The sequence below is a fragment of the Allorhizobium paknamense genome (assembly GCF_030815125.1).
GTDB lineage: Bacteria > Pseudomonadota > Alphaproteobacteria > Rhizobiales > Rhizobiaceae > Allorhizobium > Allorhizobium paknamense.
Window position 1 is genome coordinate 57,755 of record NZ_JAUSWH010000013.1, and the last position, 23,943, is coordinate 81,697.

At 60.8% G+C, this 23,943-nt stretch carries 21 protein-coding genes and 1 tRNA gene; 11 read left to right on the forward strand and 11 right to left on the reverse strand.

Annotated features, from left to right (window positions below):
• Positions 1-57: 57 nt before the first annotated feature.
• From QO005_RS17740 to QO005_RS17765, 6 genes are all read left to right on the forward strand, one after another.
• Positions 58-142: transfer RNA gene (locus QO005_RS17740), tRNA-Leu, on the forward strand.
• Positions 143-334: 192 nt separating this feature from the next.
• The gene (tig, locus tag QO005_RS17745) at positions 335-1,810 is read left to right on the forward strand and encodes a trigger factor (RefSeq protein WP_307159396.1); all 1,476 of its coding nucleotides are present in this window, start codon (positions 335-337) and stop codon (positions 1,808-1,810) included.
• Between the two features lie 124 nt (positions 1,811-1,934).
• Positions 1,935-3,410 (forward strand): PAS domain S-box protein, encoded by a 1,476-nt coding sequence (locus tag QO005_RS17750; RefSeq protein ID WP_307159397.1) that lies wholly within the window; start codon positions 1,935-1,937, stop codon positions 3,408-3,410.
• Between the two features lie 150 nt (positions 3,411-3,560).
• Entirely contained in the window at positions 3,561-3,740 is a 180-nt protein-coding gene (locus QO005_RS17755; RefSeq protein ID WP_307159398.1) for a CsbD family protein, read from the forward strand.
• Positions 3,741-3,773: 33 nt separating this feature from the next.
• Positions 3,774-4,070: a BON domain-containing protein gene (locus tag QO005_RS17760; protein WP_307159399.1), complete on the forward strand. Its 297-nt coding sequence runs from the start codon at positions 3,774-3,776 to the stop codon at positions 4,068-4,070.
• Positions 4,071-4,326: 256 nt separating this feature from the next.
• Positions 4,327-4,848 (forward strand): DUF992 domain-containing protein, encoded by a 522-nt coding sequence (locus QO005_RS17765; protein ID WP_307159400.1) that lies wholly within the window; start codon positions 4,327-4,329, stop codon positions 4,846-4,848.
• A 139-nt stretch (positions 4,849-4,987) separates the two neighbouring features.
• On the opposite strand, the gene sthA is transcribed toward QO005_RS17765, so the two are convergent.
• From sthA to QO005_RS17800, 7 genes are all read right to left on the reverse strand, one after another.
• Positions 4,988-6,403 carry a Si-specific NAD(P)(+) transhydrogenase gene (sthA, locus tag QO005_RS17770; RefSeq protein ID WP_307159401.1) on the reverse strand — a complete coding sequence of 472 codons (1,416 nt, stop codon included), beginning with the start codon at positions 6,401-6,403 and terminating at the stop codon, positions 4,988-4,990.
• A 195-nt stretch (positions 6,404-6,598) separates the two neighbouring features.
• Positions 6,599-8,014 (reverse strand): amidase, encoded by a 1,416-nt coding sequence (locus QO005_RS17775; protein WP_307159402.1) that lies wholly within the window; start codon positions 8,012-8,014, stop codon positions 6,599-6,601.
• On the reverse strand, positions 8,011-9,009 hold the full coding sequence (locus QO005_RS17780; protein WP_307159403.1) for an oligopeptide/dipeptide ABC transporter ATP-binding protein: 999 nt from the start codon (positions 9,007-9,009) through the stop codon (positions 8,011-8,013). Before QO005_RS17780 ends, QO005_RS17775 begins: the two co-directional genes overlap by 4 nt.
• Positions 9,006-9,977: an ABC transporter ATP-binding protein gene (locus tag QO005_RS17785; protein WP_307159404.1), complete on the reverse strand. Its 972-nt coding sequence runs from the start codon at positions 9,975-9,977 to the stop codon at positions 9,006-9,008. The genes QO005_RS17780 and QO005_RS17785 overlap by 4 nt, the downstream gene beginning before the upstream one ends.
• Positions 9,974-10,789 carry an ABC transporter permease gene (locus tag QO005_RS17790; protein ID WP_307159405.1) on the reverse strand — a complete coding sequence of 272 codons (816 nt, stop codon included), beginning with the start codon at positions 10,787-10,789 and terminating at the stop codon, positions 9,974-9,976. The genes QO005_RS17785 and QO005_RS17790 overlap by 4 nt, the downstream gene beginning before the upstream one ends.
• Positions 10,786-11,736, reverse strand: coding sequence for an ABC transporter permease (locus QO005_RS17795; RefSeq protein ID WP_307159406.1), 951 nt, complete (start codon positions 11,734-11,736; stop codon positions 10,786-10,788). The genes QO005_RS17790 and QO005_RS17795 overlap by 4 nt, the downstream gene beginning before the upstream one ends.
• Positions 11,737-11,873: 137 nt before the next feature.
• Positions 11,874-13,403, reverse strand: a complete 1,530-nt coding sequence (locus QO005_RS17800) for an ABC transporter substrate-binding protein (RefSeq protein WP_307159407.1) — start codon at positions 13,401-13,403, stop codon at positions 11,874-11,876.
• Between the two features lie 226 nt (positions 13,404-13,629).
• Here QO005_RS17800 and QO005_RS17805 point away from each other — a divergent pair, with 226 nt between their 5' ends.
• Entirely contained in the window at positions 13,630-14,802 is a 1,173-nt protein-coding gene (locus tag QO005_RS17805) for an aminotransferase (RefSeq protein WP_307159408.1), read from the forward strand.
• A 54-nt stretch (positions 14,803-14,856) separates the two neighbouring features.
• Complete coding sequence (speB, locus tag QO005_RS17810; RefSeq protein ID WP_307159410.1) at positions 14,857-15,912, forward strand: agmatinase; 1,056 nt, start codon at positions 14,857-14,859, stop codon at positions 15,910-15,912.
• 117 nt (positions 15,913-16,029) lie between these two features.
• On the opposite strand, the gene radC is transcribed toward speB, so the two are convergent.
• The 4 genes from radC to QO005_RS17830 form a co-directional block, all read right to left on the reverse strand.
• Positions 16,030-16,800 (reverse strand): RadC family protein, encoded by a 771-nt coding sequence (radC, locus tag QO005_RS17815; protein WP_307159496.1) that lies wholly within the window; start codon positions 16,798-16,800, stop codon positions 16,030-16,032.
• Positions 16,801-16,877: 77 nt separating this feature from the next.
• A complete protein-coding gene (map, locus tag QO005_RS17820; RefSeq protein WP_307159411.1) occupies positions 16,878-17,714 on the reverse strand; it encodes a type I methionyl aminopeptidase in 837 nt (278 codons plus the stop codon).
• Positions 17,715-17,746: 32 nt separating this feature from the next.
• Positions 17,747-18,466 carry a DNA/RNA nuclease SfsA gene (gene sfsA / locus QO005_RS17825; RefSeq protein ID WP_307159412.1) on the reverse strand — a complete coding sequence of 240 codons (720 nt, stop codon included), beginning with the start codon at positions 18,464-18,466 and terminating at the stop codon, positions 17,747-17,749.
• Entirely contained in the window at positions 18,466-20,304 is a 1,839-nt protein-coding gene (locus tag QO005_RS17830) for a PHA/PHB synthase family protein (RefSeq protein WP_307159413.1), read from the reverse strand. The genes sfsA and QO005_RS17830 overlap by 1 nt, the downstream gene beginning before the upstream one ends.
• A gap of 318 nt (positions 20,305-20,622) precedes the next feature.
• Here QO005_RS17830 and QO005_RS17835 point away from each other — a divergent pair, with 318 nt between their 5' ends.
• The 3 genes from QO005_RS17835 to QO005_RS17845 all read left to right on the forward strand — a co-directional run bounded on the left by QO005_RS17835 (position 20,623) and on the right by QO005_RS17845 (position 23,883).
• Complete coding sequence (locus QO005_RS17835) at positions 20,623-21,030, forward strand: hypothetical protein (RefSeq protein WP_307159414.1); 408 nt, start codon at positions 20,623-20,625, stop codon at positions 21,028-21,030.
• 241 nt (positions 21,031-21,271) lie between these two features.
• Positions 21,272-22,489, forward strand: coding sequence for an LL-diaminopimelate aminotransferase (locus QO005_RS17840; RefSeq protein WP_307159415.1), 1,218 nt, complete (start codon positions 21,272-21,274; stop codon positions 22,487-22,489).
• Between the two features lie 71 nt (positions 22,490-22,560).
• Positions 22,561-23,883 (forward strand): homoserine dehydrogenase, encoded by a 1,323-nt coding sequence (locus QO005_RS17845; RefSeq protein ID WP_307159416.1) that lies wholly within the window; start codon positions 22,561-22,563, stop codon positions 23,881-23,883.
• Positions 23,884-23,943: the final 60 nt, after the last annotated feature.

Consider the following 23,943-nt stretch of genomic DNA (forward strand, 5'->3'; position numbering starts at 1 on the left):
TATAGAGACGCGCGCTCCGGCGGGGCCATGCAAATGTGCATGCGATCCTGAAGTGTTGCGGGTATGGTGAAATTGGTAGACACGCCAGATTTAGGTTCTGGTGCCGCAAGGCGTGGGAGTTCAAGTCTCTCTACCCGCACCAGGATTGCAGCTTGCGGCCCCTGGGCGATGGAAATGTCCGGTTCAGCGTTCTTTTTTCGCCGATAACAGGCGGAAAAAGGAGGCTGTAACCGGATTTTTCACAAGTGCCGCGACCGGGAAAAGGATTCCGGCGACGTGCTCACACCAACGACGGCTGTCCGGGCACGGTCGCCAAGAGACGAAGGTTTAAAACATGCAGGTTATCGAAACGCTCGCTGAAGGGCTGAAGCGCGAACTGAAGATCATCGTACCGGCTGCCGATCTGGAAGCCCGTGCCAATGAGCGCCTCGCCGAAGTCAAGGACAAGGTTCGCATCAACGGCTTCCGTCCGGGCAAGGTGCCGACCGCCCACGTCAAGAAGATGTATGGCAAGTCCATCATGGCCGAGATCGTCAACGAGATCGTCCGTGACCGTCCGGCCACCATCCTTTCCGAGCGCGGCGAAAAGTCTGCCACCCAGCCGGAAATCGCCATGACCGAGGACGAGGCAGAAGCCGACAAGATCCTGTCCGGCGGCGCCGACCTCGAATTCACCGTGGCTTACGAAATCATCCCGGCCATCGAATTGAAGCCGGTCGATGGTATCAAGGTGACCCGCGAAGTGGTTGATATTTCCGAAGAGGAAGTCAACGAGCAGGTTCTGAAGATCGCGGAAAACGCCCGTTCCTACGAGAAGAAGGAAGGCGCTGCCGAAAACGGCGACCGCGTCACCATGGATTACCTCGGCAAGGTCGATGGTGTTGCCTTCGACGGCGGCAAGGACGAGGATGCGGAACTGGTTCTCGGTTCGGGCCGCTTCATCCCCGGCTTCGAAGAGCAGCTCGTCGGCCTGAAGGCTGGCGACGAAAAGGTGATCACCGTCACCTTCCCGGAAGAATATCCGGCCAAGAACCTCGCCGGCAAGGAAGCCACCTTCGACATCACCGTCAAGGAAGTTGCAGCGCCTGCCGCTGTCGAGATCAACGACGAACTTGCCCAGAAGCTCGGCCTGGAATCGGCTGACAAGCTGAAGGAAATCGTTCGCGGCCAGATCGAAAGCCAATATGGCAATGTGACCCGCCAGAAGGTCAAGCGCCAGATCCTCGACCAGCTGGACGAGATGTACAAGTTCGAAGCGCCTTCCAAGCTGGTTGACGCCGAGTTCGAAAACATCTGGCGCCAGATCAACACCGATCTTGCCCAGTCCGGCAAGACCTTCGAAGACGAAGACACCACGGAAGAAGAAGCCCGCACCGAATACCGCACGCTGGCCGAGCGCCGCGTTCGCCTGGGTCTCGTTCTCTCCGAAATCGGTGAGAAGGCTGGCATCGACGTGACCGAGGAAGAAATGCAGCGCGCGCTTTATGCCCAGCTGCAGCAGTTCCCGGGCCAGGAGCGCGAGATCATCAACTTCTTCCGCAACACGCCCGGCGCTTCCGCTTCGCTGCGCGCCCCGATCTTCGAAGAGAAGGTCATGGACAAGCTGATCTCCGAGATCAACGTCACCGACAAGACGGTTTCCAAGGAAGAGCTGCTGGCCGACGACGAAGACGGCGACGACAAGCCGGTGAAGAAGTCTGCCAAGAAGAAGGCCAAGGCTGAAGAGGCTTCCACCGAAGGCGAAGAAGCCGCTCCGAAGAAGAAGGCTGCGCCGAAGAAGAAGGCTGCGGCCGAAGGCGACGCTGAATAAGCGTTGCAACACAAGGTTTTAAGAGGCCGCCCTTCGGGGCGGCCTTTTGTTTTTCAGTGATAATGCATCTTGTTTTCTGGCATTGTTGAGCCAAGTCTTCACCCAATATGGATTGGGTGAGCGCGTGACGACCGAGATTGAACCGCCGAAAATCAACAGGGCCGTTTTGCAGCAGGTCATCGCCGGATTGAGCGACGGCATCATTCTGCTGGAGCTGGATGGCAGCATTGCCTGGGCCAACAAGGCCGCTCTCGACATGCATCGCATCGCTACCAATGAGGAGCTTGGCGGCGATGTTGCTGGCTATCGCCGCAGGTTTACGCTGCGCTATCGCAACAATCATCTGCTGGACGAAGGGCAGTATCCGCTGGAGCGGCTGCTGGCTGGCGAGGAAATCACCGATGTGACCATTGAGGTCTCGCCCGTTGATCATGACGACGCCTGCTGGGTGCACACGGTTCGCAGCCTCGTCATCGAAGACGCGGGCGCCCGGCCGGACGTGCTGGTGCTGGTCATTCGCGATGAGACGCCGCGCTACGAAGCGGAAAAGCGCTTTGAAAGCGCGTTTAACGCCAATCCTGCCCCGGGTCTCATCTGCCGTCTGGAAGATCAGCGCTTCATCCGCGTCAATCAGGGTTTTATCGAAATGACCGGGCTGACGCGGGAGGACGTGATCGGGCGCACGGTGGAGGAGATCGGTCTGTTTTCCGATTGCGATTCGGGTGAGGATGCGCTGGTGAAGCTTTCCGAGGGCCGGATGATCCGGCATCGCGAGGCGCTGATCCCCATCCCCGAAGGTGATCGGCTGGTGATCGTCGCCGGTGAGCCGATTCCTGTGGGCGAAGAGGCCTGCATGCTGTTCACCTTTGCCGACCTCGACGGACGGCGAAAGGCGCAAAATGCGTTGCGGCAAAGTGAGGAGCGTTTTTCCAAATCCTTCCGGCTGTCGCCCGCGCCCACGGCGATTTCCAGACTTCAGGATTTCGTGCTGATCGAGGTCAACGAAGCTTTTCTGCAACTGTGTGGCCGCAAGCAGGTGGAGGTGGTGGGCAAAAGCGCCGCCGAATTGCAGCTTTGGGAGGATGCGAAGGCGCGCAAACAGCTTGAGCAACATCTGCGGGATAATGTGCCGGTACGCGATGAAGCCATGCGCATGAAGCTGAAGGACGGAAGCCTCGCCGAGTGCCTGGTGTCTGCCGAGCGCGTCGATATCAATGACGAACCTTGCGTGATCTGGGCCATGCAGGATGTGACGGAGCGCCGCCGCACCGAAGACGAGTTGATCGAGGCAATCGAGACTGTGATGGCCGACACATCCTGGTTCAGCCGCACCGTGGTGGAGCGGCTGGCAAGCCTGCGCCAGCCCACCCGCGCCCGGGCCAGTTCCGCCGGTCTTGAGGATTTGAGCGAGCGGGAAAAGGGCATTCTCGCCTTGATCTGCCGGGGCATGAGCGACGCGGATATGGCCGATGCGCTGCATCTGTCGCGCCACACCATCCGCAATCATGTGGCTTCCCTTTACAACAAGATCGGTGTGAACCGCCGTGCGGCGGCGGTGATCTGGGCGCGCGAGCGCGGCTTTTCAGGATCGTCGAGATAAACTGGAGGCAATTTTCGCTTCTCTGCGAAAAAAGGTCAGTATCTACTAACTCGCCTGGTATTTCCTGCTCTCAATATCCACCCTTGCCGCCGCTATCTCCTGATCATGCCGTTGTCGAACACGACGGCACAAACACAAAGGAGATTGACAATGGATAAGAACAGAGTTGAAGGCGCCGTTCGTCAGGTCAAGGGCTCCGTCAAGGAAGCCGCAGGCAAGATCACCGGCAACCGCGAACTGGAAGCCGAAGGCAAGGTCGAAAAGGCCGCCGGTCAGGCACAGAGCACGGTGGGCAAGGCCAAGGACGGCCTTCGCAAAGCCTTTAAATAAACCCAGACCGTTCGCTGCAAATTGAGGGAAGACATGTTTTTTCTGTCAAACGTCCCTGCATTTGCAAGCGGCTTTCCGGCCGAGTGCAGCCTATGCGCTGCACTCGAGGCGCTGCTTGCCTGGACGGAGGGACTGGAGGCCTGCCGCATTCGGGTGGTGGGCGAGGAGGGCAGGATCATCCTGACCGGCGAGGTCAGCTCGAAGAACGCGATGGAAACGGCAATCGTCGTGGCAGAGGTTTTTACCTGCCGGACCGTGGTGGCCGATCTCGCCGTTCGTCCGAGGATTTATGCCGTCCCGTCCCGGGTCCCGCCTGTCCAGGCGGAGTAGAGCATGCGCGTGAAGGTCTTCGGGCTGCGACCTGCGTGAAAGTGAAAGCGCATGGCCGGAAGCCGAGGACAGACAGGCGTTTTGCCTCTGATTGACCATGTTTTCCGCCCATATGCGCTGGGCGGAAAGTCCCGGAGCCTGATCCGGCCCGAGCGATGCAAGGGCCTCATGATTATGCTCAAAACTGAACGTTGGAGTGCGTTTGTCGTTATCCGAGCGAAGAACGCTCTGACACCCAAGAAGAAAGGACCTCACCATGAAGACCTTGATGTTTGTGACCGCTGCCTCTCTGGCTCTTGCTCCTGTCGCGGCTTTCGCCGCCAGCAGCCATCATCCGCATCACCGCGCCCCGCAGAAGGTGGTGGCCAATGAGCCGAAGCAGCGGCTTGGAACGCTGAACTGCCAGATCGACGGCGGCGTGGGCATGCTGATCGGTTCGAAGAAGAACGTCACCTGTGAGTTCCGTCAGCGGTCGGGTAAAGTCGAACGCTATGCCGGTTCGATCGGCAAGCTTGGCCTGGATGTCGGCATCACCGGCAAGACCTATATGAGCTGGGTTGTCGTGAATACGAAGCCGACCAGCGTCGGTGATGGTGCGCTTGCCGGCAGCTATGTCGGTGCTTCTGCCTCCGCTTCCGTCGGTGTCGGTCTTGGCGCCAATGCCCTTGTGGGCGGCAATTCCAAGAACTTTGCCCTTCAGCCCCTCAGCGGTGAAGCCGGTACAGGCCTGAATGTGGCCGCAGGCGTTTCCCGTCTACAGCTGAAGCTTGTCGGCTAATTCCGAACTTTAGAGCGGTTCCGTGTTTCACGGAACCGCTCTAATTTTTTGTTTTGACGCATTTCCGGACAGAAAACCGGTATCCACTTGTCCTGGAAATGCTCTAGAAAAACACCGGGGCGTGTCCCCGGTGTTCTTGTCAGGCAGACGCTTTTTTTGCGGGTAACTCACCCATGCGATTCCAGGCGTCGAGACCCGCAATCTTGTAGGCTTCGGCAAGCGTGGGGTAGTTGAAGGTATTTTCAACGAAATACTCCACCGTGCCCTTCAGGTTCAGCACAGCCTGGCCGATATGCACGAGTTCCGTTGCACCTTCACCGACGATATGCACACCCAGCAGGCGGCGGGTCTTCAGTGAGAAGATCATCTTCAGCATGCCGCTTTCCAGGCCCATGATATGCCCGCGCGAGGTTTCGCGGAAATGGGCAATGCCGCATTCATAGGGAATGCCGCGCTGGCGCACTTCTTCTTCCGTCAGGCCGCAGGTGGAAATTTCCGGCACGGCATAAATGCCGTAGGGGAAATATTGCGGCGGGTCCTGCGCCGGTGCGCGCACCGCATGACGGGCGGCAATGCGGCCCTGTTCCATGGAGGTGGAAGCAAGGCTTGGAAAACCGACGACGTCGCCTGCCGCATAGATATTCGGCACATCCGTCTGGAAGGTCTCGGGATTGACCTTGAGGCGGCCACGGCTGTCGGCAACGAGTCCACAGGCCTCCAGGTTCAGGGTATCGGTGGCGCCGACGCGGCCAGCGGCAAACAGCACCATTTCCGCCCCTAGAACGCGGCCGCTTTTCAGCGTCACGCGCACCTTGCCGCCCTCGTCCTTCTCCACCTTTTCTGCCGTCTGGCCAAAGATCAGCTTCATGTTGCGATCCCGCAGCTGATAGGTGAAATCCTCGACGATTTCCTTGTCGATGAAATCCAGCATGCCGTCACGCGGCTCCACCACGGTCACCACCGTATCCAGCGCGCTGAAAATCGTGGCATATTCGATGCCGATCACCCCGGCGCCGATGACGATCATCGAGCGCGGCACATCCTTGATGTGCAGGATATCGTCGCTGTCGAGAATGGTCTGGCCGTCGAAATCGATATGGGCGGGACGGTAGGGCCGGGTGCCGACCGCCAGCAGGATCGATGTGCCGCGCACATGCACCACCTCGCCATCATCCTTCGTCACTTCCAGCGTGTTGGCGTCCCGAAATTTCGCCATGCCGCGCAATTGCTGGACGCGGTTGCGGTTGAACTGGTGCTCCAGCACGTCCACTTCATGATCCAGCGTGATCAGCAGGCGGCGGCGCAGATCCTCCGCGCTGATCTGCTGCTTGACGCGGTAGGAACGGCCATAAAAGCCACGTTCGCGCCAGCCGGTGAGGTTCAGCACGGTCTCACGCAGCGTCTTGGAGGGAATGGTGCCGGTATGCACCGAAACACCGCCGACATGGCCACCGCGTTCGATAACCAGAACAGTTTTTTCGAGCTTGGCGGCCTGAATGGCGGCCCGGCGACCTGCTGGGCCGCTGCCGATCACGATCAGATCATATTGCTGCATGCGCTTTGTTCCTGTTCATGCCCGAGGGAGGAAATGTCCCGTGCCGAGGCATTTCTAGCAAATCTCTCTAACCTTTTCGTTAGTGCTCATGTTGCATTGCGTCAACAATTAGGATTTTTGCGCCATCGGCATCTTCAGGTGTTGAATCAACAACTGACTGATTTGATTCAATAAATCTGTGTAATCCTTTGGCATTCAATGTTTTTTGACTGTTTCGGGTTCCGGCCAGCTCCCGATGCCGCCTGTCCAGTCCTCAAACAGCTTTGAAAGCCGCAGCACCGTCATGTCGGCGAATCGCGGGCCGACGATCTGCAGGCCGATCGGCATGCCGGAAGCGGAAAAGCCGCAATTGATGTTGGCAGCGGGCTGTTCCGACATATTCCACGGCACGGTGAAGGCTATATGCTCGAAGGGGCGCTCTGGATCGTTGGTCGGCGAAGCCCAATCCGCCGGATAGGACACGACCGGATTGGTGGGGGAGAGCACGGCATCGACGGTGGTGAAAAGCTGCCCGCAGGCCCGGCGCATCTCGAAGGTCTGCCCGAAACCCTGCACGGCTTCCGCGCCGGTCAGGTCCGCCCCGCGCTTTGCCCATTCGTAGATATAGGGCAGGATCTTCTGCCGCCTTTCTTCCGGCAGGGGCGCAATATCGCCCCAGAATTTGGCGCGCCAGAACCTGTCCAGTCCATCCAGCATGGACCGCGTCAGGACCGGCGGGACTTCGATGATCGTGGCACCTGCCGCCTCGAACATCCGGGCCGCCTTTGTTACGGCTTCCTTGATTTCCGGCTCTGCGGGCAGGCCGCATCCGGCATCCAGCATCAGGCCGATCCGCAGGCCTTTGACATCAATGTCGAGATCCATCCAGTCGATCTCATTGGGCGGCAGGCTGGTGCCATCACGCCAATCCGTCCGCGACAGCGTGAACATCGAGAAGGCTGCATCTTCCACCCGCCGCGTCATCGGCCCGGCGCAGCGGCCGACATAATAGGGATCCACGGGAATGCGGCCATGGCTGGGTTTCAGGCCGAAAAGCCCTGTCCAGCCGGCCGGAAGCCGCACGGAGCCGCCGATATCCGTACCGATATGCAGGGGTCCATAGCCAGCCGCCCCCGCAGCCGATGCCCCGGCGCTGGAGCCGCCGGGATTGGTCTCAAGGTTCCACGGATTGCGTGACAGCGGATGAAAGCTGGAAAGGCCGGAGGAGAGCATGCCGTAATCCGGGCAGGTGGTCTTGGCAAAAATCACCGCCCCATCCTCCCGCATGCGGGCAGCCACCGGTGCATCCTGGGCCGCAGGCAAAAGCTCCGTTGCAGCCGTGCCGAGCGGCACCGGCGTGCCCTTTGTGGCGATCAACTCCTTGAGGCTGACCGGTACGCCATCCAGCGGACCGAGCGGCATGTTCTTCACCCAGCGTGAGGTGGATGCGGCAGCCTGCGCGCGCGCCGCTTCCGGATCATAGGCGTAAAGCGCCTGGATCATCGGCTCGAAGGCTGCGATGCGCGCTTCCACCGCCTGCCAATATTCACTGGGAGAAAGCGTCTTGCTCTGAAACAGGGCGCGCAGCGCCGGGATGGTCAGCGTAAGCAGGTCGTCGGAAGCAGAGGTCATGCGGGGCTCGAAAGGTTTGGGGAGGATGGGAGAAGCATTTCCGCCCGGTGACAGGCACTGAGGCGGGAGGGCTGAAGGACGCGCAGCGCCGGCGGCTCCACCGCACAACGCGGTATGGCCAGCGGACAGCGGTCGCGGAAGGCGCAGCCCAGCGAGGTATCGGCGGGCGCATGCCGGGCGGCTGGCGCGCTTCTGCCGCCGAAGCGGGAGATATCCGGCTCCGACTCTGCCAGAAGCCGGGTATAGGGGTGGAGCGGGCTTTGAAACACCGCCTGCGCCGGGCCGCTTTCCACCAAGCGCCCGCGATACATGACGCTGACATGGTCGGCCACGCAATCCACCACCGCCAGATTGTGGGTGATAAACAGAAAAGTGACCCCACGCTGCTCCTTCAGGTCCAGAAGCAGGTTCAGCACCTGCGCCTGCACCGAAAGATCGAGTGCGGATACGGCCTCATCGGCCACCACCAGCTTCGGCTCGGTCATCAGCGCCCGGGCTATGGCGATGCGTTGGCGCTGCCCGCCGGAAAACTGGTGCGGGCGAAGTTTTGCCTGCCCCGCATTCAGCCCGACGGCCTCCAGCAGCGCCACCACCCTGTCGCGGATCTCGGACCGCTTGAGCGGTTTTTCCAGCACATGCAGCGGTTCGGCCAGAATCTGCTCGACGCTCTGGCGGGGATCGAGCGAGCCGAACGGGTCCTGAAACACCATCTGGAAATCGCGACGCTTGCGGCGCAGCTCCTCTTCCTTCAGCCTAAACAGTTCCTCGCCGTCGAAAATCACATCCCCGGAGGTAGGCTGGTCCAGCGCCATGACAATGCGGGCGAGGGTGGATTTGCCACAGCCGCTTTCCCCGACAATGCCGTGGATTGTGCCGCGCTCTACCGTCAGCGACAGATCGTTCAGCGCGCGGGTGACCTGCGGTGTGCCGAAAAACGGGCGGCGGACATAATCCCGCCGCAGCATGCGCAGGTCGAGAAGCGGTTGCGTCTTCATGGCCTTTTCTCCCCGGTCAGGAAGCAGCGGCTGCCGCGCCCGGCCTCCAGCATCCGCCAGTCCGGCTCGGCCATCGTGCAGGCCTCGATGCGGTCGGGACAGCGGTCGGAAAAGCAGCAGCCCGGTGGCAGACGCCGGAAGCCCGGCACCGAGCCTCTGATCGGCTGCAGCCGATGGGAACCCTCCCGGCGGCGCGGCAGGGCGCGGATCAACCCGGCGGTATAGGGGTTGAGTGGCGTTGTCAGAACATCCCGCGTTGCGCCTTCCTCCATCTGCCGTCCGGCATAAAGCACCAGCGTGCGGGCGCACATGCGGGCAATGACGCCGAGATCATGGCTGATCAGGATCAGCGCCATTCGGTTTTCCTTCACCAGTTCCTGCATCAGATCCAGCACGTCGGCCTGCACGGTGACATCGAGCGCGGTGGTCGGCTCATCGGCAATCAGCAAGGCAGGTTTCAGGGCAATGGCGATGGCAATGCCCACACGCTGCCGCTGGCCGCCGGAAAGCTCGTGCGGAAAGGCCTTGGCCTTGTTGGCGGCATCCGGCAGGCGCACACGGTCCAGCAGCTTGAGAGCCTCGGCCCTTGCCGCCTTCCAGCTCAGGCCCCTGTGCCAGACCAGACCTTCGGCAATCTGATCGCCTACGGTCATGGAGGGATTGAGCGCCGTCAGCGGCTCCTGAAAGATCATGCCCATTCGATTGCCGCGCAGGCGGCAGAGCGCATCCTCCTCAAGCGTCAGCAGATCCTGATCTTCGAAACGGATGGTGCCGGTTGCTTTGGCCACCTCCGGCAAAAGCCCCATGAGCGCCAGCGAGAGCAGCGATTTGCCGGAACCGGATTCGCCGACAATGCCAAGCGTTTCGCCGGGGGCGAGGTTGAAGCCGATATCGCGCAAAATGGTGAGCGGCTCTTCCGCGCCAATGGCAATCGACAGGGTGTCAACAGTCAGCAGCGGCTTGCTCATCGGCCAGCCTCCCGGGGGTCGAGGAGATCGCGCAGGCCATCGCCCAGCAGGTTGAAACCGAAGACGGCGAGAGCAATGGCAAGCCCGGGAAACAGCGCCAGCCACGGAGCCTGGGAGAGATAGGTCTGCGAATCCGCCAGCATCTTCCCCCAGCTTGGGGCGGGCGGGGCCAGGCCGAGGCCGAGAAAGCTCAACCCTGCTTCCGTCAGCATCGCAAGCCCAAGCTGGATGGTGGCCTGCACGATGATCTGGTTGGCGATGTTTGGTAGAACATGATCGCGCGTGATGCGGAACTTTCCTTTGCCTGCGGCGCGGGCGGCCAGAATGTAATCACGCGCCCAGATCTGCCGCGCTGCCCCCACCGTCACCCGGCAGAAGACCGGGACCATGAAAACCGCAATCGCCAGAATGGCGGTAAAGCGGCCGGTGCCGAGAATGGCCCCCAGCATCATGGCCGAGAGGATGGGCGGAATGGCGAAGATCACGTCATTGGCGCGCATGATCACCGCCTCTGCAAAGCCGCCGCGCGCGGCGACCGTCATGCCGAGCATCGAGCCGAACGCGCCGCCCAGCGCCACGGCGGAGGCGGCGATGGAGAGCGAATTCCAGGCGCCGATCATCATCATCGAAGCGACATCGCGGCCCAACTGGTCGGAGCCGAACAGCCCGCCGATGAGCGGCGGCTTCAGCTTGTTGAGAATTTGCAGCTTGGCGGGATTGCCCGGCGTCCAGACCAGCGACAGCAGGGCAAAGCCGATGAGACAGATGATGATCGTTCCGCCGATCAGCAGGTTTGCGCGTTTCAGCCTCATGCCGCGCGCCCCCGAAGTCGTGGATCGAGCCAGAGATAGGCGAGATCCACCAGAAAATTGACGATGACGGTGAGGCAGGCAAAGAAAAGCACCACGCTCTGCATGACGATGATGTCGCGCTGCGACAGCGCCTGATAGGCAAGCCGCCCGAGCCCCGGCAGGTTGAAGACATTTTCCACCAGCACCGCACCGGCAATGAGAAAGGTGAATTGCAGCCCGAGAATGGTGATGATCGGCACCAGCGCATTCGGCACGGCGTGACGCCAAAGTGCTGCCCGTTTCGGCAGCCCCTTGGCACGGGCGGTGCGCACGAAATCCTCGTTCAGCACTTCCAGCACGGCGGAGCGGGTCACCCGTGTCAGCACGCCCGCCTGCGGCAGGGCAAGCGCGATGGCGGGCAGGATCAGCGCCTTCAGCGCCGGCCAGAAACCCGCCTGCCAGCCGGGAAAGCCGCCCGATGGCATGAGGCCGAGCGAAACGGAAAAGACCAGCACCAGCAAAAGCCCGACCCAGAAGCCCGGCACGGCAATGAACACCTGCGAGAGTGCGCCCGCCAGATGATCGGCCAGCCGGTTTCGCCGCGAAGCGGACAGGACGCCAAGCGGAATGGCGAGCGCCACGGAGAGGATGACGGCCAGGAAGGCAAGCGGCAGCGTAACCTTCAGCCGTTCTGCCATCAACCCGGCCACCGGCACGCCATAGGTATAGGAGCGCCCGAAATCCCCGGTCATGACGCCACCGAGCCAGGCGGCGTAGCGGGCGATCACCGGCTGGTCGAGGCCCAGTTCCTGCCTGAGGGCCGTCAGCGTTTCCGGGCTGGCCGAAGTGCCGAGCATGATGGCCGCCGGATCGCCCGGCAGCAGGTTCATCACCAGAAAAATCAAGAGTGATACGGCAAGCAGGGTCAGCACGAGGCTGGCCAGCCGCCTTGTCAGCAGAGTTGCCATGTTCACCGGCCTTATACGAAGAGTCACTGAAAATGACAGTTCGTATTCCCTTTTCGACTATCTCAAGCCTCCGATGCAATTGAGATAGTCGAAATCATTTCAAGGCGAGGACGCGTTTGCATCTTCGAGCTTTGGTATCAGTCTTTCCAGCGCACCTTCGAAAGCACGTTGGATGGAATGGGTTCGTCTTTCCAGAGACCGGTCAGCTTGGCATTCCACACGCCGAGTTTCGGCATGACGAAGAGATAAAGTGCCGGGACATCCTCAGCCAGAATGGTCTGCGCCTGACCGTAAAGCTTTTCCTGCTCGCCCGGATCGGTCGTGGCTTCCACCTGTTGCAGAACCTCGTTGAAGGCCGGGTTCTTGTAGTGGAAGTAATAGGGGTCGCGCGCATAGATATCGATATCCATCGGCTCGGCATGGGCAACGATGGTCATGTCGTAATCACCGGCCTTGAACACGTCGGAGACCCATTTTGCCGGAAATTCCGTTGGCTCGATGTTCATTGTCACGCCGATCTCCGCAAACATCGCCTGCATGATTTCGGCGCTGCGCGGCGCATAGGCCATTTGCGGCGTCTTGATGGTGAAGCTGAAACCGTTGGGGTAGCCTGCATCCGCCAGCAGGGCCTTGGCCTTGGAAGGATCATAGCCAAACTTGCCGGTGAGATCGATATAGCCGCGATCATTGGGCGTGTAATGGCTGCCAATCGGCGTGCCGAGACCGGACCATGCGCCTTCGACGATCATCTTGCGATCCAGCGCCATCATCAGCGCCTGCCGCACCCGCTTGTCGTTGAAGGGCTTGCGGTCATTGTTCATGCCCGCCACCACTTTCAGTTCGGTATTGCCGATGACGGTGGTCAGCTTGCTGTCATCCTTGAAGCCTTCCATCAGTTCCGGTGCGGCAAATTCGGGAATGGCATCGACATCGCCGGATTTCAGCGCGGCGGCCTGCGCCTGCGCATCGCCGATAAACCGGAAGGTCACCTTGTCCAGCGCCGGTTTGGCATCCTTGTCCCAGTAATCGGCATTGGCGGCAAGCTCAACCCGGTCGCCCTTGGCCCAGCTTACGAATTTGAACGGACCGGTGCCGATGGGCGTGGTCTTGTTGTCATTGGCGGTTTTAGGGGCGACCATCACGGAGGCGGGCCAGCCCAGCCAATAGAGCAGGCTGGAATTTTTCTGCTTCAGCTTGACGACCAGCCTTGCCTCGTCCGGCGCGTCGATACTGTCGATCTGGGCGAAGAACCGTTTTTGCGGATTGACGGATTGCGCATCGCGCGCCCGGTCGAGGGAAAATTTCGCAACGGCGGCATTGAAGGCCTCGCCGTCATGGAAGGTGACCCCCTTGCGCAGCTTGAAGGTATAGGTCAGGCCATCCGGCGAAATATCCCAGCTTTCAGCCAGTTGCGGAGCGATCTTGCCATCCTCGGTGATCGTCACCAGCCCTTCGAACACATTGGCCCAGGTCACCTGACCGATGGCCACGGGCGCGGCAATGGTGGGATCGAGCCCGGTGGGCTCCACCGACATGCCCAGCACCAGCGAGGTCTTGGCGGCAAAAGCGGAATGGGGGGCTAAAAGGCCTGAAAACAGGATCAGCCCGGCCACGGCGCTGGCCTTGAACAGGCGGCGTCTGGCGGAAAACATGCGCGTCATTGTCATTCCCCTCGATCCGGTTTGCAAAGAGGCACGCCCCTTTCCATCCGATCTTTTCATATCCTACACGTCTGCGGGCGCAATCTGTCGTCGCTTTGCCGCAGCGCACAAAGATTGGCACCAAAGACGGCGATACTCAACCTCGTATTTCATTTTCTGCGATGAGATGAATGTCTCATGCTTCCCTGTCTTCAGAGAGCTGTTCTATAAGATTCGAAAAAAGGGAACAGTTATGCCAGCTTTCAATCTGCGTGTTGCAGCGCTTGCGACGCCACCCATTCCTTCGGTTTTCGGCTGGGGACGCGCCTATGACGGCGCGCTCGGGCCGCTGATCGATCTGTCTCAGGCCGTGCCCGGCCATCCGCCGCATGCCGATCTGCTGTCGGCCTTGGGGGAGGCGGCCGCATCGCCTGCCGCCTGTGGCTATGGCCCCATCGAGGGGGAGGCGGATTTGCGCAATGCCTATTGCCGCCATCTCGCCGCGCTTTATCAGGCGGTGTTCGCGCCTGATCAGCTTCATGTCACCGCCGGGGCCAACCAGGCTTTCCTCTGCGTTGCGCTGGCGGTGGCCGGGGAAGGGGATGCGATTGCGCTGACCAATCCCTTCTATTTCAACAATGATACCACGCTGGCGATGATGGGCATTCGCACCGTCACCGTGTCCTGCACGGCGGATCAGGGCTTCCTGCCGGATCTTGCAGATGCAGAGCGGGTGCTGAAGACGGGCGTGAAGGCGCTGGCGGTGGTTTCGCCCAACAATCCCACCGGCGCCGTCTATCCGCCGGAACTGCTGCGGCAACTGGCGGCGCTCTGCCGGGCTCATGATGCCTGGCTCATCCTCGATGAGACCTATCGTGACTTCCTGCCGCCAGGCTCTGGCCGCCCGCACGACCTGTTCGAAGCCGATGATTGGGGCGATCACCTCATCCAGATCTACAGCTTCTCGAAATCCTTCGCCATTCCCGGCCACCGTCTGGCGGCCATTACCGCCGGGCCGGAGGTGGTGCGGCAGGTGATCAAGGTGATGGACAATTTGCAGATCTGCGCGCCGCGCGCCGCGCAAATCGCGCTCTCCCGCCTGCTGAACGGGCTTGATGACTGGCGCGCCGACAACGCTGCCGAAATTGCACGGCGCACGGCGGCGCTTCGGGAGGCCTTCTCCGGTCTGCCGGATTGGCATCTGGCATCGGTGGGGGCGTATTTTGCCTTTGCGCGCCATCCGTTTAAAGGTGTGCCCTCGGCTCAGGTCGCGGAGCAACTGGCAAAACGGGCAGGGGTTCTCGCCGTTCCCGGCAGCTTTTTCGGCGATGGTCAGGAGGATTATCTGCGGCTTGCCTTTGCCAATGTCGATTGCGCCACGATTGGCCTGCTGCCGGAGCGGCTTTCGGATCCAGGAAAAGTGTGATTGCGGTTTTCCGCCTGGAAAGGCGTAAAAATAAAAGCATTTGAAGGAGAGGTCATGAGTTTCGATCCCGAAAAACTGGAGGCGCTGCGCCGCAAATATGGTGGCGACAACAGCGGCGAAGTGTTCGATCCGCGTTTCAAGCGCGTGGCCAACCAGATTTTCAACAGCAAGGGCACGCGGCTTGCGCCCTATTCCGGTGTGCCGACCTTTCTGTCCGCACCTTACCTGCCCGTGAGCGGCGATGATCCTGATTTTCAGGATTTGCAGGTGGGCATTCTCGGTGTGCCGATGGATCTGGGGGTGACCAACCGCACCGGTTCACGTTTCGGGCCGAGAGCACTCAGAACCGTGGAGCGCATCGGCCCCTATCATCATGTGCTGGATTGCGCCCCCGTGCAGGACCTGCGTGTGGCCGATATTGGCGACGTGCCCTTTGCCAGCCGCTACCGGCTGGAAATGAGCCATGACGATATTGAAAGGCGCATCGGCCAGATGGTGGCGAAGGGGGTTGCGCCGCTTTCGGTGGGCGGCGATCACTCGATAACCCATCCGATCCTGAAGGCGCTGGGCCGCGAACGTCCGGTCGGCATGATCCATATCGATGCCCATTGCGACACCGGCGGCTCTTTCGACCAGACCAAGTTTCACCATGGCGGCCCCTTCCGCAATGCTGTGCTGGACGGCGTGCTGGATCCTACCCGCACCATCCAGATCGGCATTCGCGGCCCGGCGGAATATCTCTGGGAATTCAGCTATGAAAGCGGCATGACGGTCATTCATGCGGAAGAGATTTCCGCCCTCGGCATGCCCGCCGTCATCGCCAGGGCGCTGGAGGTGGTGGGCGATGGGCCAACCTATCTCTCCTTCGACATCGACAGTCTGGACCCCGCCTTCGCCCCCGGCACCGGCACGCCGGAAGTGGGCGGGCTGACCACGCGGGAAGTCCTTGAACTTCTGCGGGGTCTGAAGGGTGTCAACCTTGTAGGCGGCGATGTCGTGGAAGTGGCCCCGCAATATGACGCCACCACCAATACGGCGCAGGCGGGCGCGCAGGTGCTGTTTGAAATCCTGAGCCTGATGGTCTTCAGCCCGTCCATCGGTGGAAGATAAAGGCCGGTCTCTCCGTTACAGCGCCGTGCGTTTTATCCAAACGCACGGCGCTGTAACGCTTTGTTTTAAGCATTTCCGAACGGAAAACCGCAACTACACTTTTCTCGGGACAATGCTCTAAATCAGCCGCAGGCCTCTCAGGCTGGCATGGCCCTGGGCGCCGATGATGACATGGTCATGCACGGTAATGCCGAGCGGCTTTGCGGTATCGATGATCGTCTTGGTCATCTCGATATCGGCGCGCGAGGGTGTCGGATCGCCGGAGGGGTGGTTGTGGACCAGAATGATAGCGGTGGCGGAAAGCTCCAGCGCCCGCTTCACCACCTCGCGCGGATAGACCGGCGTATGGTCCACCGTGCCCTTGCCCTGCACCTCATCGGCAATCAGCGCATTCCGCTTGTCGAGAAACAGGATGCGGAACTGTTCGCGCGTTTCGTAAGCCATGGCGGCGTGGCAGTAATCGATGACGCTCGACCAGGAACTCAGTACCTGCCGCCCCTTGATCTCGCTTTTCAGCATGCGCTGCGAGGCCGTGGCGATCAGCTTCAGATCGAGAGCCACCATGTCGCCAATGCCCTTCACCTCCTGCAACAGGGAAAGTGGCGCGTTGAACACCCCGGCCAGCGTGCCGAATCGATCCAGCAGCGCCTTGGCAATCGGCTTGGTGTCGCGGCGCGGAATGAGGCGGAAGAGGATGAGTTCCAGCACCTCGTAATCGGCCAGCGCATCGTCGCCCTTGTCGCGAAATCTTTGCCGCAAGCGGTCGCGATGGCCGTGGTAATGCTGTTCTTCCGGCTTGGGGGCCGACTTTTTGACCGGCTTGGCCGTGGCTTGCGGTTTCTGGAACTGCTCGGCAAAAAAGCCGCGCTCGTCCTCCTCGAAATCCATCGGGCCATCCGCCCGCTCCTGATCGACAATCGGCAAGGCCTGCTCATCGGCCATGAAAGGAGACCGCGCCATGATGGTCAGCCTCGCAGCGGCGGCAGGCCGGGCCGGTCGAGACCGGCGGGAGAAAGGGTGAAAATTTCGCAGCCTGTGGCGGTAACGCCAACGGCATGCTCATATTGCGCCGTCAACGAGCGATCGCGGGTCACTGCCGTCCAGCCATCGGCCAGCACCTTCACATGCGGTTTGCCGAGATTGATCATCGGTTCAATAGTGAAGATCATGCCTTCCCGGATTTCCGGGCCTTCATCCGGACGGCCATAATGCAGGATATTCGGGGCATCGTGGAAAAGCTGGCCGACGCCATGGCCGCAGAAATCCCTCACCACGCTGCAACGCTCGGCCTCCGCATAGCTCTGGATGGCGGCGCCAATCGCGCCCGTCCGGGCGCCGGGGCGCACCGCGGCAATGCCGCGCATCAGGCATTCATAGGTCACTTCCATCAGCCGCTCGGCGGCGCGCTTGATCTCGCCCACCGGATACATCCGGCTCGAATCCCCGTGCCAGCCATCCAGCAGATAGGTCACGTCGATATTGACGATATCGCCCTCGCGCAGCGGCTTGTCTTCCGGCATGCCGTGGCAGACGACGTGGTTGATGGAGGTGCAGACGGAATAGCGATAGCCGCGATAGTTCAGCGTGGCTGGCAGTGCCCCGTGGTCCATGCCGAAGTCGAACACGAAGCGGTCGATGGCGGCGGTCGTCACGCCGGGCTTCACCATGCCCGCCAGTTCATCCAGGCAACGCGCCGTCAACTGGCAGGCCTTGCGCATGCCCTCGAAGGCATCCGGCCCGTACAGGCGAATTGCGCCGGTGTTTTTCAGCGGTGCGCTGGCGGCCTCGATGTAATTTACCATTCACTGCTATCCCAAGCTGTTTTCAAACCTACTCATATCAAAGGCATAATCGCCTCGTCCATGGCGATTGGTGAAAATGGGATGATTTGGTCGGGTTGGACCCGGCATTTCACCGCATAGGCCTCCACGCCCGCCGCCAGTGCTGCCCGAAACGCGCGCACATAGGCGGGATCGAGATCGCCGCACAGCGCCAGCCTGTCGCAATCCTCCCGCTGCACCACGTAGAGCATCACCGCGCGGGCGCCTTGTCTCGCCACTTGTGCCAAATCTTCCAGATGCCTGGCGCCGCGGGCCGTGACGGTATCCGGAAATTCCGCCAGACCCTTGTGGCGGATGAAATGCACGTTTTTCACTTCCACATAGCAATCCGGCCTGCCGGGGGAGGAGAGTTTGAAATCTATCCGGGACGACTCGCCCATGCGTTGCTCGGCCCTTACCGTTTCATAATGCGCAAGATCACTCACCAGCCCTGCGGCAATGGCCTCACGCGCCAGCCGGTTGGCAAGGGCGGCGTGTACGCCGACCAGTACGCCATCCGCCTCAATCAGCTCGAAAGCATGGGCATATTTGCGCTTTGCCGTATCATGCCGGGAAAGCCAAATGCGCGAGCCTGCCGTGGTGAGGCCGCGCATGGAACCGGTATTGGGGCAGAAACCGGTGATCTCCTCGCCGGTATCCAGCAGAGCGTCAAACAGAAAGCGCTTGTAGCGGCACTTGAGCCGCGCAGGCACGAGCGGCGGTGAAAACTCCATCAGACCCGGGCCAGAACATAGCTTCCCGGCGCATCGGCAATGGCATTCAGCGCGTCGCCGCCGGGCTTTCGGGCGTCCACCCGCTCATTGTCCAGCTTTTCGATCCAGGCCTGCCAATGCGGCCACCAGGAACCCGCCGTTTCACTGGCGGATACCAGCCAGTCTTCGTAGTCCGCAGGCCGTTTCTCTGAGGTCCAGAACTGGTATTTCTGCTTGTCCGGCGGATTGACGACACCGGCGATGTGGCCCGAGCCCGACAGAACGAAGGTGACAGGCCCGCCAAAGCTGGCGCTGCCGAGATAGACCGATTTTGCCGGTGCGATGTGATCCTCGCGGGTGGCGAGATTGTAAATCGGCACTTTCACATCCTTGAGCGACAGCGTCTTGCCGTCGAGCTGCATGCGGCCCTGGCTCAGATTGTTATAAAGATAGCAGTTGCGCAGATAGTAGGAGTGATTGGCCGCCGCCATGCGGGTGGAATCGGCGTTCCAGTAAAGCAGGTCGAACGCGTTCGGATCCTGGCCCTTGAGGTAGTTGTTGACGAAATAGGGCCAAATCAGTTCAGAGGAGCGCAGCATGTTGAAGGCGGTCGCCATTTTCGAGCCGTCCAGATAGCCCTGGCGGCGCATGCGCTCTTCCAGCCCCGTCACCTGCTCCTCATCCACGAAGACCTTGAGATCGCCTGCATAGGTAAAGTCCACCTGGGTGGTGAAGAGCGTGGCGCTGGCAATGCGTTTGTTGCCTTCCTGTGCATGCAGCGCCATGGCGGCGGAAAGCAGCGTGCCGCCCACACAATAGCCGATGGCGTTGACCTCGCGTTCGCCGGTTGCCTTTTCCACGGTGTCGAGGGCGAAATCCACGCCTTCGCGGATATAGGCAAGCCAATCCTTTTCCGCATGGCGCTCATCCGGGTTGACCCAGGAAATCACGAAGACGGTGTGCCCCTGGTCCACGCACCATTTGATGAAGCTTTTCTGCGGGTTGAGATCGAGAATGTAGAATTTGTTGATCCAGGGCGGGCAGATCAGCAAAGGCCGCTTCAGCACCTTTTTCGTGGTCGGTTCGTATTGAATGACCTCGCAGACATCGCTTTGCGCCACCACCTTGCCGGGGGTGACGGCCATATTGCGGCCAACGGCGAATTTGCTTTCATCCGTCTGGCGCATTTTCAGGTCGCCCTTGCCGGCGGCGATGTCTTCGGCCAGCATCTGCATGCCCTTGACCAGATTGGCGCCATGGGTGGACACCGTTTCCCGGAAGGTCTGCGGATTGGTGAAGAGGAAATTCTGCGGCGACAGTGCCGCCGTCAATTGCTTCACGTAGAAGCCAGCCTTGTGGCGGGTGTGTTCATCCAGCCCCTCGGTGTTGTCCACCAGCTTTTCCGCCCAGTCGGAGATAATCAGATAGGCCTGGCGCAGGAAATCGAAGAAAGGATTGCGCTGCCAGTCGGCATCGGCAAAACGCTTGTCTTTCACCGGCTCCGGTGCGGCTGCCGCATCCGTGCCGGAAAGCCGCGACAGGCTCTTCATCCACACGCCGAACAGCGAGTTCATCAGATGCGCCTGGGCTTCGACGGTGCGCTTGGGATCGGCCATCCAGTATTCGGCGACGCGGTTCATGGTCTTCACCATTTCCACCAGCGGTTCGGAGACAGGATCGACAAGCTCGCCCTTTTCCCGCGGGGCGATCCAGACGGAGGCGGCCTTGCCGAGATTCTCCATCGCACGCGCCATGTTCAGCGCCATGGCCTGCGGGTCTTTCACCACATAGGCTTCCATGCTCTGCGGATCGAATCCGGATGTGGTGTTGCCGCCGTTCTCAGCCTTGTCCGTGGCCATGGCTAACCCTCATCCTCCCTTGGTCGTTTTTTGATTTGCTTATACTGATCCTGCCCGAAAGCAGGGCCGAATGCCAGACTTGCAACCGCTGAAAAGCCGCGCAAACGGCTTTCACGCCGCGTAATCGTCTCGCCACCCCACAAAAGCCGGGGGGAATGCTGGGGATATCTTTTGAACCGGAATGCGCCCCTTCCATGGTCGAGGCGGCGGCTCGCCGGATTTTCCACTGAAAACCGGTGGCGGCGTCTTGGAAATCCTGCTTAAATTGCCGAGAGGCCAAAGGGCACGACAGAATCAGTCAAGGGACCGGTAAAGCAGATGAGGGCAACAGCCTCCTTCAACGATAACAAAAGCGCGATGCGTGTGGCCATGGTGATTGCCGGGCTTGCCGTGATGGCCGGTTGCTCCAGCACCAGCCAGACCACGCCGCCGCCTGCCCGCAATGCCAGCCTGAAGGTGAAGGTGGCGGGCGAGGCGGATGGCGCGCGTCCGGGCGCTGCCTATATCACGCCGGATGGTTATCCCGATTTCTCCCGTCCGCTGACGGCGGCGAATGTGCAGATGACCAATAGCGACGCCTCCGATCTGGAAAAGAAGCTGACCGCACTTTCGCAGATGCGCAGCGCCGGACGGATTTCAGAAGCGGAGTATAATCGCCGCGTTCAGGAAATGCGCAAGCTTGCCGCCGATCAGGGTGCCGCCACCGTACCGCCAGCCTCCAAATAAGGCTTGCCTTGCGGCATTTTTGGCCGCAAACCGGCATCAAAACCGCATGACATGCCTTGAGCCGCCGGAACGGCGGAAGCAAAGGTGGCCGTGACGTCAAAAAACCACCGCAAATCGTAGAGATTGCGGTATGGTGCAGCTTCTCCCCGATTTGCCGGACCCGTTTGCGGGGAGATTGTTTTGATAACGGGTCATCCGCAGCCGCAGAGCAAGAGGTGCCTGCGGTTCAACGAGGTCTGAGATGGAAGAGTTTCATAAAGTCCGGCGTTTGCCGCCCTACGTTTTCGAACAGGTCAACCGTTTGAAAGCCAGCGCGCGAGCCGCGGGCGCGGACATCATCGACCTCGGAATGGGCAATCCCGATCTTCCCACCCCGCAGGGCGTGGTGGACAAGCTGTGCGAAGTGGTTCAGGACCCGCGCACCCACCGCTATTCGTCCTCCAAGGGCATTCCCGGCCTGCGCCGCGCCCAGGCCGCCTATTATGCACGCCGCTTCAACGTGAAGCTCAACCCGGATACGCAGGTCGTCGCGACGCTGGGCTCCAAGGAAGGCTTCGCCAACATGGCGCAGGCTATCACCGCGCCGGGCGATGTCATTCTGTGCCCCGATCCTACTTATCCGATCCACGCCTTCGGCTTCCTGATGACGGGCGGCGTCATCCGCTCCATCCCCATTGAGCCGGATGAAACCTTCTTCCCGCCGCTGGAGCGGGCCGTGCGCCATTCCATCCCCAAGCCGCTGGCGCTGATCATCAACTATCCGTCCAATCCGACGGCGCGCGTTGCCTCGCTGGATTTCTACAAGGACGTGATTGCCTTCGCCAAGAAGCACGACCTGATCGTGCTCTCCGACCTTGCCTATTCGGAAATCTATTTCGACGGCAACCCGCCGCCTTCCGTGCTGGAAGTGCCGGGCGCCATGGATGTGGCGGTGGAGTTCACCTCCATGTCGAAGACCTTCTCCATGCCGGGCTGGCGCATGGGCTTTGCCGTTGGCAATGAGCGGCTGATCGCGGCGCTGGCGCGCGTCAAGTCCTACCTCGATTACGGCGCCTTCACGCCTATCCAGGTGGCCGCCACCCATGCGCTGAACGGCGACGGTTCGGATATTGCCGAAGTGCGCAATGTCTATCGCCGCCGCCGTGACGTGCTGGTGGAAAGCTTCGGCAAGGCCGGTTTCGAGGTGCCGCCGCCGGCAGCCACCATGTTTGCCTGGGCGCGGATTCCGGAAAAATTCCGTCATCTCGGTTCGCTGGAATTCTCCAAGCTGCTGGTGGAAAAGGCCGATGTGGCGGTTGCTCCCGGCATCGGCTTCGGCGAGCAGGGCGATGAATATGTGCGCATCGCGCTTGTTGAAAACGAGCACCGCATCCGCCAGGCAGCGCGCAATCTCAAGCGCTTCCTTTCCACAGCGGATGACACGCTGCACAATGTCATCTCGCTCAACGCCCATCGTTGATCTTCCCCCGGGCGGCCCCTTCGCGGCCGCCCTTTTCCTATTGAAATTGCAAAGCATATCAGGATCGTTTCATGGCTGATGCCCTTAAGATCGGCATTGCAGGTCTCGGCACCGTGGGTGCCTCACTGGCCCGCATCTTGCAAACGCGCGCCAATGCGCTGGCTGTTTCCTGCGGTCGCGCCATTACCATTCAGGCGGTCAGCGCCCGCGCCAAGGGCAAGGATCGCGGCTTCGATCTCACCGGCATCGCATGGTATGATGACCCGGTCGAAATGGCGGAAAAAGCCGATATCGACGTTTTTATCGAGCTCATGGGCGGTGCCGAGGGCGCTGCGGCGGTATCCGTGCGCGCCGCCCTCAAGCGCGGCCTGCATGTGGTGACGGCCAACAAGGCGCTGCTGGCTGCCCATGGCGTGGAACTGGCAAAGCTTGCCGAGGAAAAAGGCCTGCTTCTGAATTACGAAGCGGCGGTGGCAGGCGGGATTCCGGTGATCAAGACCCTGCGCGAATCGCTGACCGGCAATCATTTTTCCCGCCTCTACGGGATCATGAACGGCACCTGCAATTACATCCTGACGCGGATGGAAAAGGAGGGCCTGAGCTTTGCCGATTGCCTGAAGGAGGCGCAGCGGCTCGGCTATGCCGAAGCCGATCCGACCTTCGACATCGAGGGCAATGATACTGCGCACAAGCTCTCTATCCTGACCACGCTGGCCTTTGGCAACCAGATTGCCGCCGATCAGATCTATCTGGAAGGCATCAGCAATATTTCCATCGATGACATTCATGCTGCCCGCGATCTCGGTTATCGCATCAAGCTGCTGGGCGTTGCACAGAAAACGGCAACCGGCATCGAGCAGCGGGTGCATCCCACCATGGTGCCGCTCGATTCGGTGATTGCCCAGGTGGATGGCGTGACCAATGCCGTGGCCATCGAATCGGATATTCTCGGTGAGTTGCTGATGGTCGGCCCCGGTGCCGGCGGCAATGCCACGGCCTCCGCCGTGTTGGGCGACGTGACCGATATCGCCAAGAGCCGTCCGGGCGCGCAGCAGGTGCCGGTGCTGGGCCGCCCGGCGCATCTGCTGGAGCCCTATGCCCAGGCCGAGATGACCCGCCACGAGGGCGGTTATTTCATCCGCCTGACCGTGGTGGACCGCACAGGCGTCTTCGCCAGCATTGCCACGCAGATGGCCAATAACAACATTTCGCTCGAATCGATCGTCCAGCATTCCAAGACGCCTGCGGCGGGCGATCAGGCCAAGACCATCATCCTCGTCACCCACGCCACGATGGAAAGCGCCGTTCGCACGGCTGTCGCCGCGATCAAGGGTGAGGGCTATTTGCTGGGCGAGCCGCAGGTGATCCGGATCGAGCGACCGAAGACGGTATAATACCAAGGCTCGAAGATGCGTGAGCCTCCTCGCCTGGAAGGATTTCGAATATGTCAACGG

Coding starts and splice junctions, on each gene's coding strand:
- QO005_RS17835 (WP_307159414.1), top strand. CDS start 20,623: ATGAGGGCAACAGCCTCCTTCAACGATAACAAAAGCGCGATGCGTGTG.
- sthA (WP_307159401.1), bottom strand. CDS start 6,403: ATGCAGCAATATGATCTGATCGTGATCGGCAGCGGCCCAGCAGGTCGC.
- QO005_RS17755 (WP_307159398.1), top strand. CDS start 3,561: ATGGATAAGAACAGAGTTGAAGGCGCCGTTCGTCAGGTCAAGGGCTCC.
- QO005_RS17765 (WP_307159400.1), top strand. CDS start 4,327: ATGAAGACCTTGATGTTTGTGACCGCTGCCTCTCTGGCTCTTGCTCCT.
- map (WP_307159411.1), bottom strand. CDS start 17,714: ATGGTAAATTACATCGAGGCCGCCAGCGCACCGCTGAAAAACACCGGC.
- QO005_RS17805 (WP_307159408.1), top strand. CDS start 13,630: ATGCCAGCTTTCAATCTGCGTGTTGCAGCGCTTGCGACGCCACCCATT.
- QO005_RS17800 (WP_307159407.1), bottom strand. CDS start 13,403: ATGACAATGACGCGCATGTTTTCCGCCAGACGCCGCCTGTTCAAGGCC.
- radC (WP_307159496.1), bottom strand. CDS start 16,800: ATGGATTTCGAGGAGGACGAGCGCGGCTTTTTTGCCGAGCAGTTCCAG.
- QO005_RS17795 (WP_307159406.1), bottom strand. CDS start 11,736: ATGGCAACTCTGCTGACAAGGCGGCTGGCCAGCCTCGTGCTGACCCTG.
- QO005_RS17760 (WP_307159399.1), top strand. CDS start 3,774: ATGTTTTTTCTGTCAAACGTCCCTGCATTTGCAAGCGGCTTTCCGGCC.
- QO005_RS17780 (WP_307159403.1), bottom strand. CDS start 9,009: ATGAAGACGCAACCGCTTCTCGACCTGCGCATGCTGCGGCGGGATTAT.
- QO005_RS17775 (WP_307159402.1), bottom strand. CDS start 8,014: ATGACCTCTGCTTCCGACGACCTGCTTACGCTGACCATCCCGGCGCTG.
- speB (WP_307159410.1), top strand. CDS start 14,857: ATGAGTTTCGATCCCGAAAAACTGGAGGCGCTGCGCCGCAAATATGGT.
- QO005_RS17840 (WP_307159415.1), top strand. CDS start 21,272: ATGGAAGAGTTTCATAAAGTCCGGCGTTTGCCGCCCTACGTTTTCGAA.
- QO005_RS17790 (WP_307159405.1), bottom strand. CDS start 10,789: ATGAGGCTGAAACGCGCAAACCTGCTGATCGGCGGAACGATCATCATC.
- sfsA (WP_307159412.1), bottom strand. CDS start 18,466: ATGGAGTTTTCACCGCCGCTCGTGCCTGCGCGGCTCAAGTGCCGCTAC.
- QO005_RS17830 (WP_307159413.1), bottom strand. CDS start 20,304: ATGGCCACGGACAAGGCTGAGAACGGCGGCAACACCACATCCGGATTC.
- tig (WP_307159396.1), top strand. CDS start 335: ATGCAGGTTATCGAAACGCTCGCTGAAGGGCTGAAGCGCGAACTGAAG.
- QO005_RS17845 (WP_307159416.1), top strand. CDS start 22,561: ATGGCTGATGCCCTTAAGATCGGCATTGCAGGTCTCGGCACCGTGGGT.
- QO005_RS17785 (WP_307159404.1), bottom strand. CDS start 9,977: ATGAGCAAGCCGCTGCTGACTGTTGACACCCTGTCGATTGCCATTGGC.